General features: G+C 53.2%; 29 protein-coding genes, 1 tRNA gene and 1 pseudogene. 11 read left to right on the top strand and 20 right to left on the bottom strand.

Annotation, left to right across the window (positions count from 1 at the left end; genetic code table 11):
- Positions 1-83: 83 nt before the first annotated feature.
- From NK55_RS06990 to lepB, 4 genes are all read right to left on the bottom strand, one after another.
- The gene (locus NK55_RS06990; RefSeq protein ID WP_024125061.1) at positions 84-398 is read right to left on the bottom strand and encodes a hypothetical protein; all 315 of its coding nucleotides are present in this window, start codon (positions 396-398) and stop codon (positions 84-86) included.
- Between the two features lie 48 nt (positions 399-446).
- Entirely contained in the window at positions 447-1,772 is a 1,326-nt protein-coding gene (locus tag NK55_RS06985; RefSeq protein ID WP_024125060.1) for an aspartate aminotransferase family protein, read from the bottom strand.
- A gap of 4 nt (positions 1,773-1,776) precedes the next feature.
- Complete coding sequence (locus tag NK55_RS06980) at positions 1,777-2,604, bottom strand: DUF975 family protein (RefSeq protein WP_024125059.1); 828 nt, start codon at positions 2,602-2,604, stop codon at positions 1,777-1,779.
- Positions 2,605-2,922: 318 nt separating this feature from the next.
- Positions 2,923-3,492: a signal peptidase I gene (gene lepB, locus NK55_RS06975; RefSeq protein WP_024125058.1), complete on the bottom strand. Its 570-nt coding sequence runs from the start codon at positions 3,490-3,492 to the stop codon at positions 2,923-2,925.
- A gap of 326 nt (positions 3,493-3,818) precedes the next feature.
- On the opposite strand from lepB, the gene psb32 reads away from it, so the two are divergent.
- Both psb32 and NK55_RS06965 read left to right on the top strand, forming a co-directional pair.
- Entirely contained in the window at positions 3,819-4,505 is a 687-nt protein-coding gene (gene psb32, locus NK55_RS06970) for a photosystem II repair protein Psb32 (RefSeq protein WP_024125057.1), read from the top strand.
- Between the two features lie 19 nt (positions 4,506-4,524).
- Positions 4,525-5,259, top strand: a complete 735-nt coding sequence (locus NK55_RS06965) for a 2-phosphosulfolactate phosphatase family protein (RefSeq protein ID WP_024125056.1) — start codon at positions 4,525-4,527, stop codon at positions 5,257-5,259.
- Here NK55_RS06965 and NK55_RS06960 read toward each other — a convergent pair.
- Positions 5,249-6,127, bottom strand: a complete 879-nt coding sequence (locus NK55_RS06960; RefSeq protein ID WP_297040398.1) for a 4-hydroxybenzoate solanesyltransferase — start codon at positions 6,125-6,127, stop codon at positions 5,249-5,251. The genes NK55_RS06965 and NK55_RS06960 overlap by 11 nt on opposite strands.
- Before the next feature lie 153 nt (positions 6,128-6,280).
- Between NK55_RS06960 and corA the strand changes: the two genes are divergently transcribed.
- From corA to NK55_RS06945, 3 genes are all read left to right on the top strand, one after another.
- Entirely contained in the window at positions 6,281-7,459 is a 1,179-nt protein-coding gene (gene corA / locus NK55_RS06955) for a magnesium/cobalt transporter CorA (protein ID WP_024125054.1), read from the top strand.
- A gap of 222 nt (positions 7,460-7,681) precedes the next feature.
- Positions 7,682-8,584: a Tic22 family protein gene (locus tag NK55_RS06950; RefSeq protein WP_024125053.1), complete on the top strand. Its 903-nt coding sequence runs from the start codon at positions 7,682-7,684 to the stop codon at positions 8,582-8,584.
- Positions 8,585-8,593: 9 nt separating this feature from the next.
- Positions 8,594-9,661 carry an esterase-like activity of phytase family protein gene (locus NK55_RS06945; protein WP_024125052.1) on the top strand — a complete coding sequence of 356 codons (1,068 nt, stop codon included), beginning with the start codon at positions 8,594-8,596 and terminating at the stop codon, positions 9,659-9,661.
- On the opposite strand, the gene NK55_RS06940 is transcribed toward NK55_RS06945, so the two are convergent.
- Positions 9,658-10,725, bottom strand: coding sequence for a phosphotransacetylase family protein (locus tag NK55_RS06940; RefSeq protein ID WP_024125051.1), 1,068 nt, complete (start codon positions 10,723-10,725; stop codon positions 9,658-9,660). The genes NK55_RS06945 and NK55_RS06940 overlap by 4 nt on opposite strands.
- 45 nt (positions 10,726-10,770) lie before the next feature.
- Positions 10,771-11,144: pseudogene (ebsA, locus tag NK55_RS06935) on the bottom strand (type IV pilus biogenesis protein EbsA).
- Between the two features lie 146 nt (positions 11,145-11,290).
- Here ebsA and NK55_RS06930 point away from each other — a divergent pair.
- Complete coding sequence (locus tag NK55_RS06930) at positions 11,291-11,623, top strand: DUF760 domain-containing protein (protein ID WP_024125049.1); 333 nt, start codon at positions 11,291-11,293, stop codon at positions 11,621-11,623.
- Positions 11,624-11,665: 42 nt separating this feature from the next.
- Positions 11,666-12,094 (top strand): hypothetical protein, encoded by a 429-nt coding sequence (locus tag NK55_RS06925; RefSeq protein WP_024125048.1) that lies wholly within the window; start codon positions 11,666-11,668, stop codon positions 12,092-12,094.
- On the opposite strand, the gene NK55_RS06920 is transcribed toward NK55_RS06925, so the two are convergent.
- Entirely contained in the window at positions 12,091-12,390 is a 300-nt protein-coding gene (locus tag NK55_RS06920) for a TM2 domain-containing protein (protein ID WP_024125047.1), read from the bottom strand. The two genes, NK55_RS06925 and NK55_RS06920, sit on opposite strands and share 4 nt — an antisense overlap.
- 87 nt (positions 12,391-12,477) lie before the next feature.
- Between NK55_RS06920 and NK55_RS06915 the strand changes: the two genes are divergently transcribed.
- A complete protein-coding gene (locus tag NK55_RS06915; RefSeq protein ID WP_024125046.1) occupies positions 12,478-13,761 on the top strand; it encodes a glycosyltransferase in 1,284 nt (427 codons plus the stop codon).
- Here NK55_RS06915 and NK55_RS06910 read toward each other — a convergent pair.
- The 9 genes from NK55_RS06910 to NK55_RS06870 all read right to left on the bottom strand — a co-directional run bounded on the left by NK55_RS06910 (position 13,749) and on the right by NK55_RS06870 (position 21,145).
- Positions 13,749-14,975: a methionine gamma-lyase family protein gene (locus NK55_RS06910; RefSeq protein ID WP_162147176.1), complete on the bottom strand. Its 1,227-nt coding sequence runs from the start codon at positions 14,973-14,975 to the stop codon at positions 13,749-13,751. The two genes, NK55_RS06915 and NK55_RS06910, sit on opposite strands and share 13 nt — an antisense overlap.
- Positions 14,976-15,020: 45 nt before the next feature.
- Positions 15,021-16,217 (bottom strand): 2'-O-glycosyltransferase CruG, encoded by a 1,197-nt coding sequence (gene cruG / locus NK55_RS06905; protein WP_024125044.1) that lies wholly within the window; start codon positions 16,215-16,217, stop codon positions 15,021-15,023.
- Entirely contained in the window at positions 16,214-16,528 is a 315-nt protein-coding gene (minE, locus tag NK55_RS06900) for a cell division topological specificity factor MinE (protein ID WP_024125043.1), read from the bottom strand. Before minE ends, cruG begins: the two co-directional genes overlap by 4 nt.
- A complete protein-coding gene (gene minD, locus NK55_RS06895; protein ID WP_024125042.1) occupies positions 16,525-17,328 on the bottom strand; it encodes a septum site-determining protein MinD in 804 nt (267 codons plus the stop codon). The genes minE and minD overlap by 4 nt, the downstream gene beginning before the upstream one ends.
- Before the next feature lie 38 nt (positions 17,329-17,366).
- On the bottom strand, positions 17,367-18,167 hold the full coding sequence (gene minC, locus NK55_RS06890) for a septum site-determining protein MinC (RefSeq protein ID WP_024125041.1): 801 nt from the start codon (positions 18,165-18,167) through the stop codon (positions 17,367-17,369).
- Positions 18,164-18,949: a periplasmic protein gene (locus NK55_RS06885; RefSeq protein ID WP_024125040.1), complete on the bottom strand. Its 786-nt coding sequence runs from the start codon at positions 18,947-18,949 to the stop codon at positions 18,164-18,166. Before NK55_RS06885 ends, minC begins: the two co-directional genes overlap by 4 nt.
- 25 nt (positions 18,950-18,974) lie before the next feature.
- Positions 18,975-19,823, bottom strand: a complete 849-nt coding sequence (locus NK55_RS06880; RefSeq protein ID WP_024125039.1) for a Ycf66 family protein — start codon at positions 19,821-19,823, stop codon at positions 18,975-18,977.
- Positions 19,824-19,926: 103 nt separating this feature from the next.
- On the bottom strand, positions 19,927-20,079 hold the full coding sequence (locus NK55_RS06875; RefSeq protein WP_024125038.1) for a photosystem II reaction center X protein: 153 nt from the start codon (positions 20,077-20,079) through the stop codon (positions 19,927-19,929).
- 67 nt (positions 20,080-20,146) lie between these two features.
- Positions 20,147-21,145 carry a phosphodiester glycosidase family protein gene (locus NK55_RS06870; RefSeq protein WP_024125037.1) on the bottom strand — a complete coding sequence of 333 codons (999 nt, stop codon included), beginning with the start codon at positions 21,143-21,145 and terminating at the stop codon, positions 20,147-20,149.
- 187 nt (positions 21,146-21,332) lie between these two features.
- On the opposite strand from NK55_RS06870, the gene NK55_RS06865 reads away from it, so the two are divergent.
- From NK55_RS06865 to NK55_RS06855, 3 genes are read left to right on the top strand one after another with little or no spacing between them, the layout of a single operon-like run.
- Positions 21,333-22,319: a cytochrome c oxidase subunit II gene (locus NK55_RS06865; RefSeq protein ID WP_041429669.1), complete on the top strand. Its 987-nt coding sequence runs from the start codon at positions 21,333-21,335 to the stop codon at positions 22,317-22,319.
- A 34-nt stretch (positions 22,320-22,353) separates the two neighbouring features.
- On the top strand, positions 22,354-24,012 hold the full coding sequence (gene ctaD / locus NK55_RS06860; RefSeq protein ID WP_024125035.1) for a cytochrome c oxidase subunit I: 1,659 nt from the start codon (positions 22,354-22,356) through the stop codon (positions 24,010-24,012).
- A gap of 19 nt (positions 24,013-24,031) precedes the next feature.
- Complete coding sequence (locus NK55_RS06855; RefSeq protein ID WP_024125034.1) at positions 24,032-24,637, top strand: heme-copper oxidase subunit III; 606 nt, start codon at positions 24,032-24,034, stop codon at positions 24,635-24,637.
- On the opposite strand, the gene NK55_RS06850 is transcribed toward NK55_RS06855, so the two are convergent.
- The 3 genes from NK55_RS06850 to NK55_RS06840 form a co-directional block, all read right to left on the bottom strand.
- Complete coding sequence (locus NK55_RS06850) at positions 24,634-25,350, bottom strand: DUF4079 domain-containing protein (RefSeq protein WP_024125033.1); 717 nt, start codon at positions 25,348-25,350, stop codon at positions 24,634-24,636. The two genes, NK55_RS06855 and NK55_RS06850, sit on opposite strands and share 4 nt — an antisense overlap.
- A 41-nt stretch (positions 25,351-25,391) precedes the next feature.
- Positions 25,392-25,970, bottom strand: a complete 579-nt coding sequence (locus NK55_RS06845; RefSeq protein ID WP_051372812.1) for a hypothetical protein — start codon at positions 25,968-25,970, stop codon at positions 25,392-25,394.
- A 16-nt stretch (positions 25,971-25,986) separates the two neighbouring features.
- Positions 25,987-26,060 (bottom strand) — tRNA-Arg (locus NK55_RS06840).
- Positions 26,061-26,078: the final 18 nt, after the last annotated feature.

Genomic DNA, 26,078 nt, shown 5'->3' with positions numbered 1-26,078 from the left:
TAAATTAGCTGCTATTGTAGCAGGAGAAGAAGCTCTTGACCTGCTTCCCAACTCGAGTCAAGTATCAATTCCTGTATTGTTGCTTATCGACAACGGAATGGATAACAGGGGTAATAGGGGTAGTAAACCGGTGAATAGGGGGGCTGGTAAATTATGGGGCGGGGTGGATAGGGCACTGGCACGATAATGTAGGTCGCTGATTGCCCCGGCGGCCGGTAAATGATCGGATGGTAGGGATCATACTGCGGTGTCCGTGGCCGCCCAAAGGACTCTAGCCCCGGGAAGAAGATATCGACACCCGGCTGATTGGGAAAGAGGGGATAGGCAGCACGGCCAGGGGGCGCGATCGCCAGCAGTGTCACAAAGCTACTGATGGCCAGTGGGAGGACGCGTAACATACAAGCCTCCAAGGAGAGAATGATCCTTTAGATTTGACGCTGTGGTACCTAGGGAAGTTCCTGGAGAACTCGACTTAAAATGTCCACCATTTGATCAATGTGCGATCGCTCCACAATCAACGGTGGCGAGAGGGCAATAATATCTCCCGTGACACGAATCAATAGTCCCGCTTCAAAGGCCCGACACAGGGCATCATAGCCCCGTGTTCCTCCTTGACCCTCCCGTGGCGCCAATTCAATGCCAGCCACCAAACCCAAGTTGCGAATATCAATGACATGGGGAAGACCCCGTAGACTGTGGATGGCCTCCTGCCAATAAGGCGCAAGGGAAGCCGCCCGCTCAAATAGGGCTTCTTTCTCGTAAATCTCTAGGGTTGTCAAGGCAGCGGCACAGGCAAGGGGATGTCCCGAATAGGTGTAGCCATGGAAAAACTCAATCTGTCCCGCTGGTCCTTGCATAAAGGTGTCGTAAATCTCATCGCGGACAATGACCGCTCCCATTGGCACAGCGGCATTGGTGAGACCCTTAGCAACAGTGATGAGATCTGGAGTGACGCCAAAGTATTGACTGGCAAAGGGGGCACCGAGACGGCCAAAGCCTGTGATCACCTCATCAAAGATCAGCAAGATGCCGTAGCGATCGCAAATGGCACGGAGGCGTTCCAAATATCCCTGAGGCGGAATCAATACTCCGGTAGAGCCAGCAAGGGGTTCGACAATGACCGCTGCAATTGTTGAGGCATCATGGAGCGCCACTAGGCGTTCTAGCTCATCGGCTAAATGTGCCCCCCAAGTGGGTTGCCCTTTGCTGAAGGCGTTGTGTTCCAGGTTGTGGGTGTGGGGCAAATGATCTACCCCTGCCAAGAGAGAACCAAAGAACTTGCGATTGGGGGCAATTCCCCCCACCGAAGTCCCACCAAAGCCAACCCCGTGATAGCCTCGCTCCCGCCCAATGAGCCGTTGCCGCGTCCCTTCTCCCCGCAGCCGATGGTAAGCGAGGGCAATTTTTAAGGCTGTATCCACGGCCTCAGAGCCAGAGTTGGCAAAAAAGACATGGTTGAGGGGGTCAGGCGTAATTCTGCGCAGGCGATCGGCCACCTGAAAGGGTCCCGGATGTCCCATCTGAAATGTGGGGGCAAAATCTAGGGTGGCTGCCTGTTGGGCGATCGCGCTAACAATTTCCGGACGGCAGTGCCCAGCATTAACACACCACAACCCAGCCGTGCCATCGAGAATCTCACGGCCATCTATACTCCTGTAGTACATCCCCGCTGCCGAAACAAGGAGCCGCGGACTTTGCTTGAACTGGCGGTTTGCGGTAAAGGGCATCCAAAAGGGGTCGAGGTTGAGATCCACAAGGGTGGGCAGCGTCATTGCTCTAAGACGGGTTGGTGGTATCAGTGGTGGGTCTGAGGCCAATAATATCGCGGTAGGCTGCCACAATTACACAATTACTCCAGGGACCAGTCACCAGCAGCCCCACACAGCAGAGACAAAAGCCCAAAATATTGCAGAAAATAATTGACACAATGAGGAAAAAGCAGCGCCACCAATTACGGGAGACCAAGCGGCGACTTGTTTCTAGGGCTGGCCACACGTCAAACTGGTGTTCCACCACCAAAGGTACAGCAAACACGTAGGCTATCCCAAAGTAAATCCCCGGCAGCAGCAGGACCACACCCAGGAAGATTAAAACAGGGTTGAGTCCATCCGGTACAGGGGGAAGCTGCTCCAGTAACGCTAGCAGTTGTTCTAGGTCGGCATCGGGCTTCGCTGCTTCAGCTGCCGCCTGCTCTAATATCCTTTGCAACAAGGGTAGCCCCGCAATCATGAATAGAAGGCTGGCACTGATCACAAACACATTCGTAATCAAGATGATCGCTAGGTTTGTCAATAGGATGGGCAAAAAGTAGTTGTTTTTGAACGCATTAAAAAATTCGCTAAATGTGGGTCTTTGGTTGCGGGCAATGCGAAAGCTGAAAAAGTAGTAGCCTGCGGCGAAGGGCCCTGACAAAATCGTGCTAACAATCAGGCCAACCCCTGGAATATTGTTGAGTACACCATTGATAATCGTCATCAGAACCAGGAAGCCAATGTAGGCAGCGGGTTGGGTGCTGAAAATTTCCCAGCCCTCCTTGAAATATTGACCAATTCTGACCTGATAACGACGGTTGGCGATCGCTTGGGGAGTATGTTCACTGTACATGATGACACTTCCTAAGGAGGCATCTTTAGCCTAGCGATCGCTTGCGGCAGCATCAACTGTCAATGTATCACTTTTTACCTTTCTAATTACCTTTCTAAAACAGAGGATACAATTTGGCGGCAGTCTCTTGCTGCGACGATCATTTGAGTTGGTTAGCAGTGTTTTCTTACGATATCTTTGGCTTGCAGCCAAACCCATAGCGCGCTACAGGTGGGAGCAACGGTTATTAAAACCATGAAAACCTATTTGTTAGGTGAGCCGAGCTGCCCATTGAGTGAGGAAGGGGGGAGGATGCCAAACAGTGATGCAGCTGGCCACCTAGGTAGCCGGAGACAAAATTTTGCCCGCATGGTTAGGGGGCCAATAGCAGGCGATCGCCCGACCAATGACATTCTCCAGGGGCAAAAATCCCCAGATGTGGGAGTCGTTGCTGTGGTTGCGGTTATCCCCCATAACAAAAAGCATATTCTCTGGCACGGTGACTGGAGAGAGGGTATAAATGGGTGGCTCAGCAATGTAGGGCTCATCGAGGGGGCGATCGTTGACCCAAACGCGGCCATCATGCACGGCAACGGTATCCCCGGCTGTCGCAATCACCCGCTTAATTAGGGCTTGATCAGCACGATAGCCCAGGGTTTGCAAGAGGGGTGGGGTATAGAAGACAACAATATCCCCCCGCTGGGGCGATCGCTGGCGATAGGTGATCTTTTCTACCACAATGCGATCGCCGGGCCAAAGTGTTGGCTCCATAGACTCTGAGGGAATAAAACGCGACTCCGCTACAAAAACGCGAATCAGGAGTGTGATCAGCACAGCCACCCCAATCAACAGGGCATTATTGCGTAGCGATCGCCAACGAGAAGAGGAATGGGTTACCGAAGCAGACATGCAGCTTTTTTCTAAAATATGGAGGTTTTTCTAGATATAGAATAAACGAAGGCGATGAAATACTACCCTACAGTGACCTTCACAGTGTTAAGCGTATTCTATTGAAAGAGAGCTGTACCATTTCTATGGGTTAGGTTGATAAACCCACTTACTTTCAAATCCTTGACTAATAACCAAGGACATTATTTTTGGGCAAGGTTTACGCTTGGGGGTGCTCCTTCGTAGAGCAGTTCTTTGGGAAATACTTTAAGATTTGTTAAAAGAAAATTTAGTTTTGCAAGCAATATCTGGGAAAATTGCATTGAGAGATACAGGATGAAGCACAGATGCATTGGCAAGTGGCTTGGAAAAACGGCATTCGCTATCTTTTGCTGGCACTACTCGCTAGTACGTTGTGGGTTACCCCTGTCTGGGCAACCGGGGCGATCGATATCCCCTTTCCGGGAACAGCAGCCGGGGTCATTGATGAGGGCAATGTGCTCAGTGCCGTCACCCAAGGCAGTGTTGGGCGATCGCTCCAAGACCTCTCCGAGGCAACGGGCATTCATGTTCATATTGTTACCCTACACCGCCTTGACTATGGCGAAACCCCCCAGAGCTTTGTGGATGACCTCTTTAGCCAGTGGTTTCCCGATCCTGCGTCCCAGGCCAATCAAGTGATCATTGCCCTCGATACCGTCACCAATGGCACAGCGATTCATTATGGCGACGCCGTGGCCGAGCGCTTGAATCCTGAGACCGCTGAAAGTATTGTCCAAGAAACGATGCGGGTGCCCCTGCGGGAGGGCAACTACAATCAATCGGTACTTGACACCGTTGATCGCCTTGGGAAAGTCCTCAAAGGCGAACCGGATCCGGGACCCCCAGTGGTACGCGAAGTGGTTGTCGAGAAAACCTACAAAAGCAAAGAGGAAACGGACGATCGCTCCGCCACAATTCTTGTGGTTGCCCTGCTCATTGCCGCTACAGTGATCCCAATGGTGACATACTTTATGTATCAAGGATCATCGTAGCCAAACTCCCCTTCCATTTATGAAAATCTATACCTACCACACACCAGAGGGTGTACCAGCCGACTGGCAGCCCGACTGTGCCATTGCTGTCGATGTCCTGCGGGCAACCACCACGATCGCCACTGCTCTAGCCGCTGGAGCAGAAGCCGTTCAAGTCTTTAGTGATCTGACAGAACTCGAACAAGTCAGTCAGCAATGGCCGGCAGCCAAGCGGATTCGCGTTGGTGAACGGGGGGGGAAAAAAGTTGCTGGCTTTGATATGGGCAATTCTCCTGCTGAATGCTTGCCGGAGCGGGTGAGAGGATGTCGCCTCTTTATGAGTACTACCAATGGCACCCGTTCCCTTGAGCGAATTCAGGCAAGTCCCCTCGTTCTCGCTGCCGCCCTTGTCAATCGTGCCGCCGTTGCTGAGTTTGTCCAAAAACATCAACCGGCAACCCTCTGGATTGTTGGTTCGGGCTGGGAAGGCAGCTATTCCCTCGAAGATACTGTCTGTGCTGGGGCACTGATTCATTACCTCTGGGGTCAGCAGGATGCCCCCCTCGAAACCCTTGCTGGCAATGACGAAACCATTGCTGCCACTGCTCTGTACCGCTACTACCAAGATGATCTATTGACCCTCTTTCACCATTCCAGCCACGGGCAGCGCCTCCTTAATCTGGGCAATGAAGCCGATCTCAAATACTGTGCCCAAGTGGACATTCTGACAATTGTGCCGTGGCAGGTTTCTCCCAAGCTCTTGACTAAGGCCTAGGGCACCACATCCCCACCCAGAGCAAAAAGCCCAACCAGACATTTTCATTGAAGTAACGACCATAGGTCTGAATGGGGAGCGTTGTTGTTTGGGTATCGCGGCGCTCGTGGGTGTAAATTTGCAGGGATTGGCGCAGCCAAAAGTAGGTGGTGACTGCCAAAGCCAGCCAAAATCGCCAAGGGAGTCCTGCCCTCAAGCCAACAATCATCAGGAATATCACCGTCAGTGCATAAAATAGCGCGATCGCCAAGGGCGCATGGGCACCGAAAAATAAGGCACTGGAATTGACCCCCAGTCGGCGGTCGTCGGGGCGATCAGGCATGGCATACACCGTATCAAAGGCTAATGTCCACATCACCACTGCTGCCCACAACCACGCGGTGGTCAAGGTTAAGCGTCCCTGTACCGCTGCCCAGGGAATGAGCACAGCAAACCCCCAGGCCACTGCTAAGACCAGTTGTGGAATTGGCAACACTCGCTTCGCCAAGGGATAGAGGAGAATCACCGGCACTGCCGCCACCGCCAGCCAATACCCCAAGGGAGTAAGGTAGAATGTCAATCCCCAAGCACAGAGTAAAGCAATCACCATCAAGCCCAAGGCCACACCAAGGGAGAGTCGGCGACTGGCTAGGGGGCGGTTTTGAGTCCGCTGCACATGGGGGTCAATATTGCGATCCCAGCAGTCATTGACAATGCAGCCCGCCGCACTCGTGGCGATCGCCCCCACCGTGATAATCAGTAGCAACTTCAACGACGGCAAGCCTTCACTAGCCAATGTCAAAGACCAGAGGGCAGGAATGAGGAGAATCAAACGACCTGCCGGCTGATGCCACCGCAACAGTTGGGCGATCGCGACCCAAATTGACACTGAGGTTCTCGAAACTTGAGAATTCACCGCACCGCTCCCACCGTGAATGCCAGTACACTTAAAAATCTTAACTTTTCAGGCAGTTTTGGGACGTTGCCGCTCAATTTGCCCTAGGTTTCTAGTAGCCCCTTTGCCCCCCGTCTGTTACCCTTTATGGCCAGGCAACCCTTTCACTTTTTCCGCAATGTCCCCTCACCCCCTGCCGAGGAAGAAGATAACTATCTCGAAGATTACTTCTTTGATGAACCCGGAGCCATGCCCGGCACCCTCAGTATTGAGGCTGACGCTCCACCACCGACCATTATTCTCATTGACTATCAGCTAGATCAGGCCAGCCGTCGCATTTTAGAAACTCCGGAAGAATGTGGCCCCTACCTCAGGAGTCCGTCTGTCAGTTGGATTGATGTTCAAGGCATTGGCGATGAAGATGTGATGCGGCGCCTCGGTCAAGTTTTTCAGCTGCACCCCATTGTTCTTGAAGACATTGTCAACGTTCCGCAGCGCCCCAAAGTTGAAGACCATGGCGATTACATGGTCCTGATTACCCGCATGGTCACCCCCAAAGAAAATGAACACGGCTTTTATACCGAACAGGTGAGCTTTGTCTTGGGGCAACATTTCTTGCTCACCGTCCAGGAGGAACCCGAACGGGACTGTTTTGAGATGGTGCGGCAGCGGATTCGGACAAGTCGGGGCATTATTCGCCGCTACGGCCCCGATTATCTGGCCTATGCCTTCCTAGATGCCATTATTGATGGCTTTTATCCGGTTCTGGAGGACTATGGCGAGCGTATTGAGGCGCTGGAGGATGCTGTTGTTACCCATCCCAGTCCCGCCATCCTCGAAGAAGTCCACCAAGTGCGCCGCGAACTACTGGCGCTGCGCCGTGCCATTTGGCCGCAACGGGATGCTATCAATGCCATGATTCGAGATTCCAGCCCCCTCCTTTCGGAGGAAGTGCGTATCTATCTGCGGGATTGTTATGACCATGCAATTCAGGTGCTAGATATGGTGGAAACCTACCGCGAACTGGCGGCCAGTTTAATGGAGGTGTATCTTTCCTCCGTTGGTAATAAAATGAACGAAATTATGAAGATTCTGACGATCATTTCGACGATTTTCATACCATTAACGTTTATTGTCGGTATCTATGGCATGAACTTTGATCCCGATGCCTCCCCTTGGAATATGCCAGAATTGAAGTGGTATTGGGGTTATCCGGCCTGCGGGGCGCTCATGCTCACCATCGCGGGCAGTTTATTTTTCTTTTTCTGGCGCAAGGGCTGGTTCAAAAGCGCTACTAGTTTAGAGCCCCTAGACCCTGAACGCTAGTTCAGCGAAGACTCTAGAAACTTGCCCCTTGTCCATTGCGTCAAATTGGCCTAGGGTGGAAAAGCAAAGAGAGTACGTCATATGTAAAAATACCCACTGGTTTGGTGCATAAGTTTTGGTGTGAGTTAGGTACTACATTGCGATCGCTACCCCTCTCCACAGCTCAGGGACTAAATTTGGAGAGTTCACCTACTGCAACAGAGCATTCATTTAGGAGACTGTATGAAGAGATTGGCACACTTGAGTGTTTTGGCAGGTTTAGTGAGTAGCCTGTGGCTCGCTCCTGCTATTGGCCGCTATGAGACTGCCACCGCCTTACCGGAAGAACAGGTGCTGCAGATTCTCAACAATGTGCCCGTTTTTATGATCACCAACGACAAAGGGGAGCCGCTGACCTTTGAAATCCCTAACCCCCAAGATCGAAATAAGAAAACCCAAGTGTTTACCTTCTTTATTAGTCAGAAAGATGCTGAAGGTGCCCTCAATGCCATCAAAACGCAGCAGCCCGAGATTGGTCGTGTGGCGCGGATTTCTGCGGCTGCCCTCAGTGGTGCGGTGAAAATTGCCCTCGAAAGCCAAAAAAATCCTGTTGTTGGTGTGGACATTATTCCCTCAAAACCCCAACTGGAGGCGGCGGTGAATCTGCTCAAACAAAGTGGTGATTTGGTCGAGCGCGATGGCAAAATTCTGACCAAGGATGGCAAACCGTTCATAGGTGGTACTCCCCTCTTTTTCCTAGCGGATAGCAAAACAGGCAACCCCATCGCCGTAGAAGCACAAGTGCGCGAAAACGGCCAGACCCGCACGCAGCGGTTTATTCCCTTTTACTTTGATAAAATGCAACTCCAACGGGAAGTGGACCAAGCCCGTCAGCAGCGACCGGAACTGATCAAGGATACGGGTATCCGCGTTGTCATGCTGGATAATTTGGTGGCAACCATGCTCAGCACCAACGATCCGGTGGCTGGTCAAATTCAACTGGTACAAACCCCTGAGGCGATTCAGTTTGCCCTGCAACGCAGCGGTGGCAATAATGCCCAGCGCCCAAACCAAGCGAATCAACCCGCTTCCCCCCAACGCCCAAATCAACAGGGGGGCACTCAAGGTACAAATCGTAACCGCTAAGATAGGCTGATGTACGGGCGACGCCTGCTCATGGGACTTCTGTTCCTTTGCCTACTGTGGGGATGTGCGCTCCCCCAAGTGCAAGCGGCGGAGCGGCTGTTTCTGAAGGTGGGGGTGGAATTTCGCGGCGAAGTCCAATTAGCCGTCGGCAGCCAGTGGCGAAATACCGAGGTGGGAGGGCTGTCGGGTTTGACCTACGATCAGCGTCAACAGCAGTTCTATGCCATCAGTGACGATCGCCAGCAACCTCGGTTTTACACCCTCGAGATCACTCCCAAAGCCATTACCCCCAAGGGCGTGACCTTTCTCCAGCAGATGAATGGTGAGGTGTATCCTCCCAACACCGCCGATACTGAGGGAATTGCCCTGACGCCCGAGGGACACCTGCTGATTAGCAGTGAAGGGGTAACGGCCACAGCTAGCTCGCCCTGGATCAAGGAGTTTGAGCGCAACAATGGACAAACCATTACAGCGCTACCCATTCCCAAATACTATCTGCCCAATGGTCAGCAAGGGATTCGCAATAATCTTGGCTTTGAGGCGCTGACGCTTTCCCCGGCGGGCGATCGCCTGTTTGTCGGTGTTGAATCTGCCCTTGCCCAAGATGTCCGTCCCAATATCCCTATTTACTGCCGTCTGCTCCACTACCTGCGGGGGGATGTTGCCCCTGTGTTGCTGGCGGAGCATCTCTATCCATTGGATCCCTCCGAGGCAGTGTTCAATGGCCTCGTAGAGCTACTTGCCCTTGACAATGGTGGCCATTTTCTCAGCTTGGAGCGCACCTACAGTCCGGGGGTAGGACATGGCATCAAACTCTTTGAAGTATCCCTAGCGGGAGCGACAGATACCCTTGGCATGGCCACCCTGCCGGTTGATCTGGGTCCCATCCGCCCTGTGCAGAAACGTCTGATTTTGGATTTCAAGACCCTAGGAATTCCCTTAACCAATTTGGAGGGGATGAGTTTTGGCCCCCCCTTGGCCGATGGGGCGCGATCGCTTTATATCATTGGCGATAACAACTTTGACGGCAAAACCCCGACTCAAGTACTGATGTTTGCCCTGACTGTCAAACGCTAGGCCTCAACCGTCAAGAGTCCCAACTGGGTCAGCAGGCGATCGCCATCCACATGCTCCTGCATCATTTGCTCGACACACTTGACTTTGGCGATTTCATGAAGACGCACCTGACCAAAGGCACGATCCACAATTTCCACCGCCGTCAGCGTATCCAGATCCACAGAGAGAATGGGAATTTCCAACTCTTCGGCACGGGCAAGAATGGCTGGGGAAGGCGGCAAATGCCCCGTGAGAATTAGACAGTGGGTGGAGGTCTCCAGGGCCGCCCATTGAATATCGGTGCGATCGCCCCCCGTAATCACCGCCATATTGTTCGCTTTACGGAAATACTTCAGGGCAGCACTGACATTCATTGCGCCAATGGTGAGTTCTTCTACCAGCAAATCCAAGCGATCAGGACGGCACAACACTTCGGCATTTAACTGGCGTACCAATTCTTTGACACTGACACTGCGCAGCAACTGACTGCGGGGTAATGTACCAAAAACTGGAATTTGGTGGGCCTCGAGATATTGGCGAATAGCAGGCAAGGGTTGGGTCTCGGTTGCGGGAATATCGTTGATGATCACCCCCAATAGGCGATCGCCCAATTCCGACTTGGCTAGGAGGAGCGATTCCACCACCAAGGGGGATTCATAGCGCACCACCAGTAAAATCGGTGCCTCCAACACCGCTGCCATCTGAGCTAAGTCCAAATCAAACAGTCGCCCCTCTGCTAATGTTGCTGGCCCTTCAAGAAGCACTAAGTCTTCGCTGTTGATGTGGTGATAGGCCGCTAGGGCTTGGCGATAATCCTGCTGATCTGTGCCCGTCAGTCGCCCCTTGATGGCTTCTGGAGTCAGGGTGAGCAAGGTGGGCCGTACATTTTCTAGGTTCAGGGTTTCCTGTAAAAAGCTGACATCGGCTTCGGTTTCTTCGCTATCGCTGGCGGGTTGGTATGTACCCAGGGGCTTACCATAGGCAATGCGCAGGTGGCGATCGCGACAGAGCTTGGCCAAGCCTATAATCGTTGCAGACTTGCCGCTATAGGGAACAATTGAACCAATCAATAAATGCTTTCCCACCGTTGAGTTACTCCTCCCGCAACCCCAATCCTAAACACACAAGCCTTAGTCAAGCCGTAACAGCTTACGATAAAATGCTTTGGAAAAATCAGCAATACGATGTTTTTATAGTTAATAATGACATCAATGAGATAATCCACCAGTTCAAATGTGGTGATAGACATTTCGTACTGTAGATCAGGAGAGTTATCAAAGGTCACCGTACAGCGGGATAAATCCGCCGGCAAGTTAGCGATCGTCCATGTGGCAACAAAATCAACATTGTTACCGCCTTCAATTCCCCGTTGTCCCTCCAACTTACCCAGACGGTAGAGGGCGATGCCCAAGGGCAGTAGTGGACGCTTCTCAGCACGCATATAGGGGGCAAAGATATTGACTTCCCGAGGGTTGGCAGGCTGAAGCTGATCGAGGGCAGTCATGCAAGAATCCTTGTGTGTTCGTGTATTCAGTCTGACCGAGTGCTGAGGTCTATTCTACAGTTAGAGCAGCGAGCACGGGAGCCTTGGCTCTAGGACGGTATTTTGTTTTGGTAACATATAGTTAACATAACTAACGAGCACTGCCTATGGTTTTTGATCCCGGAAACGCTAATTTCTACCAGTCTTCTACGGAGGATGGGCAGCCCAATCTGCTCCTGAAGTACCTGCAAAGCCAATCGCCAGAAGTTTTGACCCGTATTGCCCGTTCCGTCAGTCCAGAAATTCGCCAAATTATCAGCCAAAATGTTCAAGGTCTCGTGGGTGGTCTTCCCTCTGAGGATTTTAATGTCCAAATTGCCACCGATCGCGACAACTTGGCGGGGTTATTGGCCTCAGCCATGATGACGGGGTATTTTCTGCGCCAGATGGAACAGCGCATGGAGCTGGAAATGAGCCTCGGCGATCTACCGATGCCCTAGGTTCTGCCAATATCCTGACTATCCTGAATGTGAGTCTTGGTTGTGTCCGATCCTTGGCAACAGTTTAAGGCACTACCGTGGCGATCGCTAGTGCCCACAGGTCTTCTCGTTGCCTTGCTTGCAGCGCTGTTTGATACAGGGCTTTACTATATTGCGGCTGCCGTTACGGCGGTGCGCGAGGCACTGATCATCCTGCTTCAACCTCCCTTGGTTTTGTTAGTCCGCCTTGGTCTGAGCATTGGCCTTGGGATGGTGGCAGTGATCTTTTTAGAGGTGTGGTTTAACCCAGCACCTATCTATAGCGGTACCCTTTGGGCGTTATTTCTGTGTGTCCTAGTGGGCAGTATGTTTTTGAGCTTTTTTGGCAGTACCTTCGGACTGCGGCCCCTATTTTTTCCTGTCACCGACGTGTTCCTGATTGGCACAGCCGTGGGGATTTTTTGGCAAGGTCGTCGCTATTGGCGGTACTAGGTTGATTTCTCAAGAGGAGGGGCCGGCAGCTTTGGAACCACCGCACTAATGTTGGGGTTAAAGGTGGCATCAAAGGCATCAGCCCCCTGAAACAAATACCACACGGCCTCAATCACACAGGCAATACGAGCAATGCTACCTAGAGAACCGTGGGGTTCTGTCGAAAAAAGTAGCCCCAGCATCAGGTAAACTCCCCCCCATAGGGGTTGGCGCAAATAAAACTTATGAAGTCCCGGCAGAAAGATGCCAGCCAACGCTAAGAGAATAGCGATCGCGCGATTACGATAGCCCATCATGGCTCACTGTGAATGACTCTATAATGCGATATTTATAATGTGATATTCAGTGAATCTTTAATAAAATGCAACCTTGAGAAGACTAGATTGCCACAACCATTATCTGTTGCTGTCTTCATTTGCCTAGAATGGCACCCCAATGCCGGCGGGCATGTCAAATGTTGGGAACGTTTTGCTGAAGCTGCCAGCCACTACCTAGACCGCGTTGACCTGACGCTCTATTTCCTTGGGGCAAAACAACAAACCCTAGAGGTGGCGGCCAATGTTCGCTACCAATTGCTGCCGCCCCAATTCAGCACGCACTCACTAGAAATCATGCGCCAAGGGGCAGGTATGACCGATGTCGCTCCCTTTCACTGGGGATTGCGCCGTTATTTACCCCAACATCAGGTGTTTCACATTACAGATACCTTTAGCTTTGCTCAAACAGTGCGCCGCTTTTGCCGCCAGCAGCGTCGTCCGCTGCTCAGTTCGATTCACACGGATTTGCCGTTACTGACCCGCACCTATTCACGGGAAATTATTTGGCGCATGAGTGGCCGCAGTTGGGGGCGGCAATTTTGGCGGTGGCTATGGCTGAAGCAACTACAGGTGGATCAGTGGTTGGGTTGCCAAGCCGAACGAAAACTAGCGGGCTTTATGCGGGCCAGCGATCGCGTACTGGTCTCGCGGCAGCAGGATGCCGATTGGCTGCTCACGTTTTTGCCCCCTGAGCGGGTGGCATGGTTTCAGCGGGGCATTGATCGCGATCGCTTTCATCCGCGATTTCACAATCCCCGATGGTTACGGGAGGAGTATCACCTGCCAGAACAGCCGATCATACTTTTTGTCGGTCGGGTAGATGCCAGTAAAAATGTGCTCCTGTTGGCGCGGGCAGCTCAAGTGTTAGCTAGCCAAGGAAAGGCGTTCCATGTGCTGATTGTGGGTGAAGGGGCGCAGGCTGTCCTTGTCAAAGACCTCTTGGGCGATCGCGTCACCCTCATCGGCAAGGTGCCCCAAGAAAAATTGGGGGCAATTTATGCCAGCAGTGATCTATTCGTTTTTCCCTCAGAGTCGGAAACAGGACCCAATGTGGTGGTGGAAGCACGGGCAGCGGGATTACCGGTCGTCATTTCTGGTTTTGATGGTGGACGCAAATATGTCCAAGCCCCGGGGGAGGATGGGGTAGTGGTTTACAGTCGCGACCCCCAAGATTGGGCGGCCGCCATTAGCCGGCTGTTAGACGATACTCACTATCGCCAGCGGATGGGGGCACAGGCACACCAAATTACCCAAGCGACCTGCCCCACCTGGCAGGAAGCCTTTGAGCAAAGCATTTTGTATCAATGGGAAGCAGTTGCCCAAGCTTACGGCTGGCCTCAAAAGGTTTGATCCTCTAGGAGCGCTTCTAAAATTAAGGCCATGTGGGTGAAGTGGGTCCCTCCCTGACAAAAGACAATATAGGGTGGACGCAAGGGGCCATCAGCAGACAGTTCTGAGGTGCTACCATCAATAAACGTGCCGCCAGCCATCACCAGATCATCGGCATAGCCGGGCATGGGTGCCGGTACTGGATCCAAGTAGGAACCCACGGGGGAGTAGCGTTGCAAGGTGCGGCAAAAGGCAATCAGCTTCTCAGGACTGCCCAATTGGATGGCTTGAATGACATCGCGGCGGCGGGCGAGGGGGGCAGGGTTGACTGGATAGCCCAGTTGGTCAAAGACATAGGCCAATAGGTGGGCACACTTAAGGGCTTCACCGACCATTTGTGGTGCTAAGAAGAGCCCTTGAAAGAGCAGGCGATGTTGATCAAACGTAGCCCCCCCTTCATGCCCAATTCCCGGTGCGGTGAGGCGATAACTGGCCTGCTCAATGATATCAGCGCGTCCCGCTAAATAGCCCCCCGCTGTGGCGATGGTACCCCCAGGGTTTTTAATCAGCGAGCCAGCAATTAAATCGGCACCGACATGGGGTGGTTCTTGGGTCTCGACAAACTCACCGTAGCAGTTATCCACAAAACAGACCACATCGGGATTCTGGCTCTTGATCAGTTGAATCATTTTGCCAATGTCTTCGAGGCTGAGGCTGGGGCGCCATGTGTAGCCGCAGGAGCGTTGAATGAACACCATCCGGGTTTGGGGTTGAACACAGGTGGCGATCGCCCCCCAATCCGGCTCACCACTGGTCAGCAGGGGAATTTCGCGATAGTGAATACCAAAGTCCCGGAGGGAGCCCTGTCCTTGACCCCGCAGGCCAATTACCTCTTCTAGGGTGTCGTAGGGAGCACCGGCAAGGGAAATGAGTTCATCCCCAGGACGTAGCACCCCAAAGAGGGCGGTGGCGATCGCGTGGGTACCAGAGACAAATTGCACCCGCACTAAAGCTGCCTCCGCCCCCATCACCTGTGCAAACACCCGATCCAGGACCTCTCGCCCCAGATCGCCGTGGCCATAGCCGGTCATACTACTGAAGTGGTGTACCCCCAGTCGGTGCTGACGAAAGGCTGCCAGAACTCGATCTAAATTTTCCTTGACGCGGCCATCAATTGCCGCAAATGTAGTTGCAAGTGCCCCTTGGGCCGCAGTTAAGAGTGATGTTCTCGTCAATGTCATCGATGTCATCGATCCGGTCAACCTGATAAACAAGAAGCTCTAAGTTTGCGAACTGTAGGTTCGTCCTCGCCACTGCTTGGGACGTTGCCAACCGGAGAGGGTAATGCGCAGTGCCGCTAGGGGATCCGCAAGAGGTGACAGCCAAAAGAGCCAGCGCCCTTGACCCGTCTGCCAATCATAGACAGGGGCGATCGCCAGTGTCATGCCCCAGCGAATCAGCACCAGGAGGCCATTGAGCAATGTCGCCATCTCAAGAGGCAGGGTGGGAGTAGTGACTGCCAGGGCCACTAACCCCAAAACCAACAGGGGCAACGGTAATCCCTGGACTGCCCAGAGGAAATAGGCATCGCCCCACACTTGGGCAATTGGGGTTGCATCCTTCAGGTCCAGCGATCGCCCCCATTCCCGCCAAGTTTCTGCCATTCCTTCATACATGCGCACCTTGAGTACCTTTGAGCCATCCCGAAAGGCCACCCGCGCCCCCGCAGCTGCTATGGCTCGCACCAAGGTCACATCATCACAAAAAGAGGAAGCGGCAACCTGGTACCCCCCGATCGCTTCGAGGCAGGATCGCCGCACCAACAGGCACTGACCATTGGCCAAAATCCGCTCCGGTTGCGTTGCCACAGGCGGAGCTGCACCAAAGCGATAGATCAAGGTTAAAAGTAACGCCGGTTGCAGCCACCATTCGCCTCCCGTCTTGAGGATAAAGCAGGGTGAGAGGGAAATGAGATCCAATTGCTCCCGCTGTGCTGTTTCCAAAAGACTGGCCACAAGACCGGGCTGCGGTTGCGTATCCGCATCAATTCCCAAAATCCATTCGCTGTCAGGATGGACACGACAAAAGCCCGTATGTAATGCCCAAGGCCGCCCCACCCACCCCGGCGGTAGGGGAGGATCAAACTCCACTCGCAGACGGGGATCCCAGGGTTGCGCCGCCCGTACCATCTCAACTGTGCCATCTTGGGAATGACTATCGACAATAAGAATTTCCCGCACCTCGTAGCCCTGGCGCATGAGACCCTCCAAACAGGGCTGCAGTCGCTGCGCCTCATTGAGGGTGGGTACAATAATTGATACCTTGGCCAAGTTTTCTGGGCGGGAGGGCTGAGGGGTCAAGGGGGAAGGGCGTCGCCAACCCAACCCTAAACGGGCGATTAAAACAGCTGCCCAAGGTGCCTGTGCCACGATCGCGCCACTGGCGATCGCTGCTAGCCCAACTGTAACGGTACTCAACGTTCTTCTTCCTCGTTTTCTGCTGGGAAATTCTCTGGCGCATCCTCTGGAGGCAGCTTCAGCCGTTTAATGGGTAAATTGGCAATCAGAGCTGTTGTCCGCTGATCCGACTCTAGGGAAACCGCTAGCCCCTCTGTTTCTAGCTCCACATACCGGGAGACTACCTCCAAAATATCTCGCCGCAGATTGTCTAGAATTTGTGGCGTCAGCGCCGTGCGATCGTGGGCCAACACCAGCTTCAGGCGTTCTTTAGCGGTGGTGCGACTGGGGGGAGTGCGCGTAAACAGCCGCTCCAGAAGTTCGCTGATCATCCCTTTGCCCCAAACAAGCGTCGAATCCGACTGAATAATCCCCCGCTTGCCGCCTCTAGATCGAGAAACTCAACCTTTTCCCCCTCCAGGCGGCGGGCAATATTCATAAAGGCCTGTCCAGCCAGCGACGGCGACTCTGCCAAGACCAAAGGTTCCCCCTTATTGGTGGAAACAATCACCTTCTCATCCTCAGGGACAATACCAATCAGGGGAATAGACAGAATTTCTTGGACATCTTCGACGGACATCATATCGTTGGCTGCCACCATTGCCGGGCGCAACCGATTCAAAATGAGATGGCTATTGCGAATGCGGTAGGCCTCCAGCAGGCCAATCACGCGATCAGCATCCCGCACGGCGGCAATTTCTGGGGTGGTCACCACTAAGGCTTCCTGTGCGGGGGCAATGGCATTCCGAAATCCTGCTTCGATCCCTGCTGGACAATCAATGAGTACGTAGTCATAGTGCTTGCTCAGGGCGGATGCCAACTGTCGCATTTGCTCTGGGGTAATGGCATCCTTATTGCGGCTTTGGGCCGCGGGCAGCAAGACCAATTTATTGAGGCGCTTATCACGCACAAGGGCTTGATCGAGGCGACACTGCCCCGTCAGCACATCAATGGCAGTGTAAACTACCCGATTTTCCAAACCAAGCAGTAGGTCGAGGTTGCGCAAGCCGAAGTCTGCATCAATGAGCACCACCGATCGCCCTAATTTGGCCAAAGCAACACCAATATTGGCACTGGTGGTTGTTTTCCCTACACCTCCTTTACCCGAGGTAATGACAATCGTGCGCCCCATTGAACTCCCTAGGAATTGGCTTACTAGAATAGATTAGCTCAAGGTGCTGCGGATACGGCGAAGACTCGCCCCCAAGTATAGGCGGGGGCAATCTGAATCCCTTGGTCTGTGGCGTAGGCCACCTCTGGATAGGGAGGACGAGGGGGAGCCGGTGTCCGGGCCAGTAGATCGGCAATCCGTAACTGTGTCGCCGCCATTTCAAGGGTCATAATCCGCGCTCCTAGATGACCCTTAGCGCCGGCGTGGGCAACTCCCCGTAAGCGGCCCCAAACGATAATATCGCCGGCGGCAATAATGCTGGCACCGGCATTTACATCGCCAACAATGATCACACTGGCATCATGGTGAATTTCTATTCCTGAGCGCAGAGTGGTTTTCAAGTAGAGGGGATTGGCAGTGGGTTCTGGGTTGCCGTCGATTTCCTTAGCCAGCAAGGGTGGCAGTTCCCCCTGTTGAACGCTGTAGCCAAGGGTAGCAGCGGCGATCGCCGTCTGGCGGCGTCCGGTAATAATTTTGTCCAGTCGCAACTGATGCTCGCTGAGGGCCTCGGCCAACTGTTGCAGCTGTGACTGATCTAAGAGCCGCTGTCCACAGGCACACTCGACAGGTAAGGGCTCTGACCAGAGGTGTTCTTGACCGACGAGGTATAGTTGCAACTGCGGCCACAAATCAATCCAGTCTAAATCGCTAGGCAACGTGAGTCGGTAGCGTCCTTCACAGTGTTCTAAAGTCAGGCCACTGACCAGGGGTGTACTTTGCTCAAGCTCTGGAATTGCGCCAATGCCTGCCGTGCTTTCCGAGCCAGGTTCCTCTACAGAGGTTGACTCCGCCTCACTCATGGTTTTTCCACCCGCAGTCGCTGTGTAATCAAGACCATGCCCGTATCCCGAATTAAGGCTACAGAGACCCAACGGCCACCGGGTTCTTGGGGGGCACGTCCCACCTTAAAAATGCCGCCCGCAGAGAGAAGCTCCAATTTCACTGGGCTGGGATTGGCGTAGGTTTGGGCATTGATGGGCTGATCGCTGGCAGCACCAAGGAGAATCGCATTGCCAATGGGTTCTTGGACAATAGCATCAAGGCTAAATTCCTCGCCGGTACGCACCGTTTGAGGGAGGGAAAGTTGAACCGTGGGCGGTGTTGTACCAATGGTGATGGTGGTTTTCTCGTTGGTAATGTCTTGGCGAATAATTTTGCCGTTGCGGATAACTTGGGTGGCCTGGAGGTTCCCACGAATGTTTTGCGGGCGATCGCTGGTGCCGCCGGTGCCTTCAATGGTGGTACTAATGTCTAGAACCCAGTCACTGCCCTGCTGTTGCCAGCGGTTGACGGTGGTACGGTAGCGGATATCGCGATAGGGTTGCCAAAAAGTGGGCAGTTGTTTGCGCAATATCTCAAGGGTGAGACCATCCCCTGTTTTGAACTCAGGGTCATAGAAGGCCAAGACGCTGTCTAAATTCTTTTGACTGGCTGCCGCATCCAAGCCATTGACCACCGCTTGCACCGATTGCGGCAAGGGAGCCGAGGTGGCTTGCTCTAGGGGAGCTGCCCAAGTCCTCCCTGAAACACCCCCCCAAATTGCTGCCAAGCCAAGGACTGAAACCAGAAGATAGCGACGCATTGTCAACCGCCTTTGCTCCTAGGGTTTATTCATCGTCAAAATTGGCCGAGTTATCCTGCTCATCACTGGGAGGACGATCCAAGGGTTGATAGGGCACATACTCACTGCCATCGGTGGTGCCTTCAGGACGCGGACGGGGAGGACGGCGGCGCGTGGGGCGATCGCTCACTGTTGCTGTTTCTGTGGTAGGTGGTGGGGGACGGCGGCTGGGCTGGCGCGTTGGTGTCGGTGGACGATAGGGTTCATCCACAATCTCATCTGACGGTGATGTTGTCGGTCGAGGACGCCGTGAAGGGGGACGACGTACACTAGGACGGCTGGGGGGTTCAGGACGGGACGGGCTACTGCGCCGCGAGGGTAAACGGCCTACCGGGGGGGTCTCCTCTACATCCTCGTCTTCATAGCGCGATCGCGACACATCGCGGCTACCCCGAATTCGCCGTAAGGGTGGGTACTCCTCTTCCTCCTCCTCGTCGTAGGGTTCCAGTTCCTCTATTTCTGCCCGGTAGGTGTAGCTGCGGCTAACGGGTCGCTCTTCATCCACAATGGGGGTATTCCGCCGTGCCTGCTCTGTGGCCACTCGCCGCAAACGAATACTTTCATAGGCAAAAAAGGCAGCAGTGCCCGTCAGCAGAAACTGGCCAAACAGCAAAATTGGGTCGAGGCGCCATCCCTGGAAAAAGAGAATCCCCCCGCACAGGAGTGCCACTGCGGCAAAGAAAATATCATGATCTCGCGCTAACTCCGGCTGAATCGAGCGCAGGAAATAGAGAAGCGCCCCAGCAACAGCGAGGCCGATTCCCAAAAGACCAGCAGGTCCAAGCCCAACATTAACAATTTGACCAAGGAGAGGGGAGAAGGAAAGATAAGTCATTTAACCCATTGCCTAAAGGGGCAAAATAGAAAACCAGAGTCACGGCTTTATGGCCATGACCCTATTTTAGTGGGAGTGCAAGGTCCACTACTAGGTCTGCTGACTATAAAGAACGCTGCACCTTATCAATCTGACTAATGGCGATCAGAGCCGCAAAGGTTAAACCCAAAACCACGGCGCCGGACAATAGGCCAATAAAGAAACCTTTCAGGGAAGGGGTAATGGTCAGCAGGAGGGAGTATGCAGACTGAATCATAGCTTTGCGTGTGCCGGTCAAAGTGAACACTAGGATTTTAACAAAATCTGGTCTTGGTTTTCAGGAATTAGACGGCGTCTCGCCAAGCCCGTAGTCGGGCAAGTAGTCGTTGCTGCAAGGACTTCCAAAACGCCAAGGAAAGGAAGGCTGGGGGGCGATGTCGGGGTACTAAGCCAATGTTGGCGCCAACAGGTCTGAGCGATCGCCCCAGGGCCATCGCTGTTTCGCGAGCCTCCTCTTCAGGATTAATAAACGTGAGGGTGGGAGCAGGTAGCCAACGTGCTAGTTGGCAATAGCGATCGCGGGGATGATTTTTCACTTGCCCCTCCACTACCAAGGTGGCCGACTCACCCCCATCCATTGCCGTTGCCTCCGTTACTCCCTGCTGCAGTAGGAAGTCTTGAAGTTGCAACAAAGAAAGCCCTGGTGAGCCACCATTCCCTCGCCCATCGCTGACAACAAAGACATACTCGTTCCCGCGTCTGCCAAGAATTGCCTTTGGGGACGTGCGATCGCTGCCATCAACGGGTAGCTTTCTGCCACCGTCTAAAAGCTGCTGCGAGCCACTGACCACATTAAAGGGCTGCTCTGGCAACCTGCCGCGATAAAACTCAATGCCTCCTTGGGCAGGAAAATTTACAATTCCTGAATAGCCCCCCTCATAGGGACGCACGACTCGACCATTGACAATGTAGGCTCCGAGAACCCCCGCTGGAATAGTGCCTCGACCCCTCAAGCACGTTTGCCGCAGTGCTTGGTAACTAATGCCGTCAGGATGGGACTCCCCCATGATCCATTTTTGGTAGTCCTGAAAAGAGCGCAGGGATTGGGCATTTAGCCAGCGGAAAAAATTGGTATTCATGGCTGCCACAGCGCCTGTACGCCGCGCAAAAGCCGCCGTCGTTTCTAAATAGGTATCTTGGCCACTGGTCGCTGGTTCTGTCATAACCACCCGATACTCGGCCATCGGCGCAGCCACCATATACACCTGCGTTTGATCTACTCTATGGGTCGAGTAGTGTAGACTTGCCAAAGACATCCCAGCCAGGGGAAGGACATTGAGCATTCGTCATCCTCCGGTAAACAATTGCTTGAGTCTACTAGTCCTCAATGACATTGGGAAGGTCTTAATCTGTGCCCAATCTGCCTTAAGCATCATGAATCAATCAACATAAATCTTTAGGTTCTTTTAACCCACATCCTTGGGGAATCTGCCTAGGATCGGGATGGGATTTTCTGGACGCTTTGGCCCCATGGAACAAATACCCGCTTCAATTTGGACACTGACCGCTGGCGTTGTTGTTACCCTGATTAGTTTTTGGGTAGGACATCACCATGGCCTTCTGCCGGAACAGGCCTCTGAGCAGGCTCCCTTGGTGGATAACTTCTTTGACATTATGCTCACAATTGGTACTGCCCTCTTTCTGGTAGTACAGGGTGCCATCATCCTTTTTGTGATTCGCTATCGCCGCCGTGCCGGTGAGGAAGGCGATGGGCTACCCGTGGAGGGCAACCTACCCCTAGAGGCCTTCTGGACAGCAATTCCCGCTTTGATTGTGATCTTCCTTGGCATTTACAGCGTGGATATTTTCCAGCGCATGGGGGGACTGAATCCGGGGGATCATGCGATGCACTCGATGCATGCACCCAAGTCAGGGATGGCGGTTGTTGCCCAAGCCCCCTCGAAGACTACCAGTGATGCAACTGCCCTCTTAGCAGCAGCGCAAACCCCTGAAATTGGCATTGGGGCTAGCCCTGATGTTCAAGGCAAAGCCCCAGACGTAGTAGTGGATGTGACGGGTATGCAGTATGCGTGGATTTTCACCTACCCCGACAGTGGCATTGTCTCCGGCGAATTGCATATCCCAGTCGGCAAGGACGTGCAGTTAAATCTCTCTGCGCGGGATGTCATCCATTCCTTTTGGGTGCCCCAGTTTCGCTTGAAGCAGGATGCGATTCCCGGCGTCCCCACTGAACTGCGCTTTAAGGCCACTAAAGTTGGGACATACCCTGTGGTCTGTGCGGAACTTTGTGGGGGTTACCACGGGGCCATGCGCACTCAGGTGATTGTGCATACCCCAGAGGATTTTGAAACGTGGCGCAATCAAAACCAAGCGATAGCAACGGCTCCAGTAATTCCCTCCCTGAGCGATCGCCATATCCAGGAGATGGGCATAACCCCGCAATTGGTGGCGCAAGTAGAAGCAATGACCCACCACCATTTTCCCGAAAAGCTTTAGGCTTCTTTCGAACTGTTGCATTCTTGAGAGCGTTATGGCGCAAGCACAACTGCCCCTAGATACCCCCTTGTCCCTCCCTGAGCATCCTAAGGCATGGAAGTGGTATGACTACTTCACCTTTAACGTTGATCACAAGGTGATTGGTATTCAATACTTGGTTACTGCCTTTATCTTTTACCTGATTGGCGGTCTGATGGCGGTGGCCATGCGCACGGAGCTGGCTACGGCAGATTCCGACTTCCTCGATCCCAATCTTTACAACGCCTTTCTCACCAACCACGGCACGATCATGATTTTCCTGTGGGTGGTGCCGGCAGCGATTGGCGGCTTTGGCAACTACTTGGTGCCCTTGATGATCGGGGCACGGGATATGGCCTTTCCCCGTTTGAATGCGCTGGCCTTTTGGCTGAACCCACCGGCGGGGGCCTTACTTTTAGCCAGTTTCCTGTTTGGGGGTGCCCAAGCGGGCTGGACCTCCTATCCGCCCTTGAGTACGATCACAGCCACCACTGCCCAGAGTATGTGGATTCTGGCGATCGTCCTTGTGGGCACCTCCTCGATTCTGGGGTCGGTGAATTTCATTGTCACTATCTGGAAGATGAAAGTGCCCAGTATGCGCTGGAATCAGATGCCCCTCTTTTGCTGGGCAATGCTAGCGACCTCTCTGCTGGCTCTAGTCTCAACCCCTGTGCTGGCCGCGGGGCTGATTTTGCTGCTGTTTGATATTAACTTTGGTACCTCGTTTTACAAGCCAGATGCCGGGGGCAATGTCATTATTTACCAGCACCTTTTCTGGTTTTACTCTCACCCAGCGGTCTACCTGATGATTTTGCCGATCTTTGGCATCATGTCCGAGGTGATTCCCGTGCATGCCCGTAAGCCCATCTTTGGCTATCAGGCGATCGCCTACTCCAGTTTGGCCATCTGCTGTGTGGGTCTGTTTGTCTGGGTGCACCACATGTTCACCAGCGGTACACCCCCTTGGATGCGGATGTTCTTTACGATTTCAACCCTAATTGTGGCGGTGCCGACGGGGGTGAAAATCTTCAGCTGGGTGGCCACCCTCTGGGGCGGTAAAATTCGCCTCAACAGTGCTATGCTCTTTGCCATTGGCCTACTGTCAATGTTTGTCTTGGGGGGTCTTAGCGGTGTCACCTTGGGGACTGCCCCCGTGGATATTCACGTCCATGATACCTACTATGTGGTGGCACACTTCCACTATGTGCTTTTTGGCGGTTCTGTGTTTGGTCTCTATGCAGGCATTTACCACTGGTTCCCCAAAATGACCGGACGGCTTCTCGATGAACGCCTAGGGATTCTCCACTTTGTGCTGACGTTCATTGGCACGAACTTAACCTTTTTGCCTATGCATGAGTTGGGGCTGAAGGGGATGCCCCGCCGCGTTGCTATGTACGATCCCCAGTTTGAGCCAATTAACCTGATTTGTACGATAGGTGCCTTTGTCTTGGCCTTCTCAATAATTCCCTTCCTGATTAACATCATTTGGAGCTGGAATAAGGGCAAAGTTGCTGGCGATAACCCTTGGGGCGGTCTCAGCCTAGAGTGGACGACCAGTTCACCGCCGCTGATTGAAAACTGGGAAGTACTGCCCGTGGTTACCAAAGGTCCCTACGACTATGGCATTGAGCGGCGCAGGGAAAGCACCGATGAGGATCATGACGAGGAAGAGTAGGACACTTTAGGAGCAAGCCATGCAAGGTGCTGTTGAGTCTCAAGGGGCGGCCATAGGGGTTGATCATACCCATGAGCACCCTGATTTTCGGGTTTTAGGGTTGCTGGTCTTTCTAATTTCTGAATCCCTGATGTTTGGTGGCCTCTTTGCGGCCTATTTACTGCTGCGGGGCATGAATGAGCAATGGCCACCCGAAGGCACCGAGGTGGAACTTCTTGTGCCCACCATCAACACCCTCATCCTCATCTCTAGTAGCTTTGTTATCCACTACGGCGATATTGCCATCAAAAAGGATGATGTTCGCGGCATGCGCAAATGGTATTGGCTCACGGCGGCGATGGGGGCGGTGTTCCTTGGGGGGCAAGTGTATGAGTATCTCACCCTCGGCTACGGTCTGCGCACTAATGTGTTTGCCAGCTGTTTCTATGTGATGACGGGCTTCCACGGTCTCCATGTTTTTATTGGCATTTTGCTGATTTTGGGGGTGATCTGGCGCTCGCGCCGCCCCGGGCATTACAACGCCCAAAAGCATACGGGAGTGGCTATGGCAGAGATCTATTGGCACTTTGTGGATGTGATCTGGATTATCCTCTTCACACTGCTGTATATCCTGACTCGTTTTTAGGGACAGGTCTTGAACTGGGGCGATCGCGGATCAAAGTTGCACTGATAGACTACGGGTGCTTGCCAACTCAAGGGAATTTCCAAGAGGTCACGGGTCCCCGTAATGCCCTGCAATAAAAAGAGAACCACAGCAAGGGAATTTAAGCCAATATGAATCCGCCGCCACCGGAGCGATCGATCTTGGTAAATCTCTCGCACAATGGCCACAGCAAAAATCATCAGCATTACAGCCGCCAGACCAAAGTAAAAGTGAGAAACCCACCACTCGTCATCGCGGCGAAAGACCCCCGGCTGAAAGGCTAGGATGATCACCCCCATTCCTGAGAGGGTGGCAAAGACAGCACGCCATAGTTTTGATTGAGCGCGATATAGGAGCACTGTTGCTGCAATGGTGACAATAAACATCAGCGCTACGAGGACAACAGAGAGCGGTTGCAGCCTGTTCTGCTCCGCCTGCATCAAGAAGCCCTGAAAGCCAAACACGACTGAATAGGCCAAGGCCACCAATGTGATACCAATGACGCCAGCAGCTAGGAGATTACCCAATTTCACGTGCAAACTGCCGACTGTGGTAGGGATTGAGGTGGTGTCTTTGAGGCGACGCTGCCGGGTTTGCAGGGCAAAGAACGTTGTGATACCAAGCACGGGAAAAACAAATGTGCAGGCCAAGATGGGATGCAACAGCAAAATAATATCTTTGAGGTTGAGAAACATACTGGCTAAGAAGAATTAGTCCAGTTTTTAAGGTAACGAATTTAGGGGCGAGGTAAATCAAAGAACAGCACTTTTGTCAGTAATCCAACAGTAGCCACCAACAGGGTCACTAGGAATCCCCATAACCGCGCATCCGTGCCTGCTTGTCGTTTGGCAATATCCTGTAACGTGGATTCTACTGTATCAATCCGCTGCCCTAACTTGGCCTCGACGGCATTAATCTGTTGTTCCAGTTTGGCCTCGACGGCGTTGATACGTTGCTCGAGCTTGGCCTCGACGGCATTAATCTGTTGTTCCAGTTTGGCCTCGACGGCGTTGATACGTTGCTCGAGCTTGGCCTCGACGGCATTAATCTGTTGTTCCAGTTTGGCCTCGACGGCGTTGATACGTTGCTCAAGCTTGGCCTCGACGGCATTAATCTGTTGTTCCAGTTTGGCCTCGACCGCATCAATTTTGTCCTCAAGCCTTTGGAATTTCTCGTTACTAGTGGCAATGTGAATATCCAGCTTTTTGTCTATGGCTTGGAGGGCAGCCTCCATTGCCTGCAAATTCCCTTGCATCCCTTGGATGGCATCCAAGACTTGGCTCAATTCGGAACGGGTAGCGGGTTCAGTCATCATTCTGACACTTCATTAACGGACGTGGAGGGATTCGAACCCCCGACCCTCGGAACCGGAATCCGATGCTCTAATCCACTGAGCCACACGTCCAGCTCTCTGATCATAGCA

This window comes from Thermosynechococcus sp. NK55a, assembly GCF_000505665.1.
In the GTDB taxonomy this organism is placed as follows: domain Bacteria; phylum Cyanobacteriota; class Cyanobacteriia; order Thermosynechococcales; family Thermosynechococcaceae; genus Thermosynechococcus.
The sequence above is the reverse complement of the archived record's forward strand: the minus strand, read 5'-3'. Positions and strand labels throughout refer to the sequence as shown.

Coding starts and splice junctions, on each gene's coding strand:
- NK55_RS06990 (WP_024125061.1), bottom strand. CDS start 398: ATGTTACGCGTCCTCCCACTGGCCATCAGTAGCTTTGTGACACTGCTG.
- NK55_RS06985 (WP_024125060.1), bottom strand. CDS start 1,772: ATGACGCTGCCCACCCTTGTGGATCTCAACCTCGACCCCTTTTGGATG.
- NK55_RS06980 (WP_024125059.1), bottom strand. CDS start 2,604: ATGTACAGTGAACATACTCCCCAAGCGATCGCCAACCGTCGTTATCAG.
- lepB (WP_024125058.1), bottom strand. CDS start 3,492: ATGTCTGCTTCGGTAACCCATTCCTCTTCTCGTTGGCGATCGCTACGC.
- psb32 (WP_024125057.1), top strand. CDS start 3,819: ATGCATTGGCAAGTGGCTTGGAAAAACGGCATTCGCTATCTTTTGCTG.
- NK55_RS06965 (WP_024125056.1), top strand. CDS start 4,525: ATGAAAATCTATACCTACCACACACCAGAGGGTGTACCAGCCGACTGG.
- corA (WP_024125054.1), top strand. CDS start 6,281: ATGGCCAGGCAACCCTTTCACTTTTTCCGCAATGTCCCCTCACCCCCT.
- NK55_RS06950 (WP_024125053.1), top strand. CDS start 7,682: ATGAAGAGATTGGCACACTTGAGTGTTTTGGCAGGTTTAGTGAGTAGC.
- NK55_RS06945 (WP_024125052.1), top strand. CDS start 8,594: ATGTACGGGCGACGCCTGCTCATGGGACTTCTGTTCCTTTGCCTACTG.
- NK55_RS06930 (WP_024125049.1), top strand. CDS start 11,291: ATGGTTTTTGATCCCGGAAACGCTAATTTCTACCAGTCTTCTACGGAG.
- NK55_RS06920 (WP_024125047.1), bottom strand. CDS start 12,390: ATGATGGGCTATCGTAATCGCGCGATCGCTATTCTCTTAGCGTTGGCT.
- minE (WP_024125043.1), bottom strand. CDS start 16,528: ATGATCAGCGAACTTCTGGAGCGGCTGTTTACGCGCACTCCCCCCAGT.
- minD (WP_024125042.1), bottom strand. CDS start 17,328: ATGGGGCGCACGATTGTCATTACCTCGGGTAAAGGAGGTGTAGGGAAA.
- minC (WP_024125041.1), bottom strand. CDS start 18,167: ATGAGTGAGGCGGAGTCAACCTCTGTAGAGGAACCTGGCTCGGAAAGC.
- NK55_RS06885 (WP_024125040.1), bottom strand. CDS start 18,949: ATGCGTCGCTATCTTCTGGTTTCAGTCCTTGGCTTGGCAGCAATTTGG.
- NK55_RS06880 (WP_024125039.1), bottom strand. CDS start 19,823: ATGACTTATCTTTCCTTCTCCCCTCTCCTTGGTCAAATTGTTAATGTT.
- NK55_RS06875 (WP_024125038.1), bottom strand. CDS start 20,079: ATGATTCAGTCTGCATACTCCCTCCTGCTGACCATTACCCCTTCCCTG.
- NK55_RS06870 (WP_024125037.1), bottom strand. CDS start 21,145: ATGCTCAATGTCCTTCCCCTGGCTGGGATGTCTTTGGCAAGTCTACAC.
- NK55_RS06865 (WP_041429669.1), top strand. CDS start 21,333: ATGGAACAAATACCCGCTTCAATTTGGACACTGACCGCTGGCGTTGTT.
- ctaD (WP_024125035.1), top strand. CDS start 22,354: ATGGCGCAAGCACAACTGCCCCTAGATACCCCCTTGTCCCTCCCTGAG.
- NK55_RS06855 (WP_024125034.1), top strand. CDS start 24,032: ATGCAAGGTGCTGTTGAGTCTCAAGGGGCGGCCATAGGGGTTGATCAT.
- NK55_RS06850 (WP_024125033.1), bottom strand. CDS start 25,350: ATGTTTCTCAACCTCAAAGATATTATTTTGCTGTTGCATCCCATCTTG.
- NK55_RS06845 (WP_051372812.1), bottom strand. CDS start 25,970: ATGATGACTGAACCCGCTACCCGTTCCGAATTGAGCCAAGTCTTGGAT.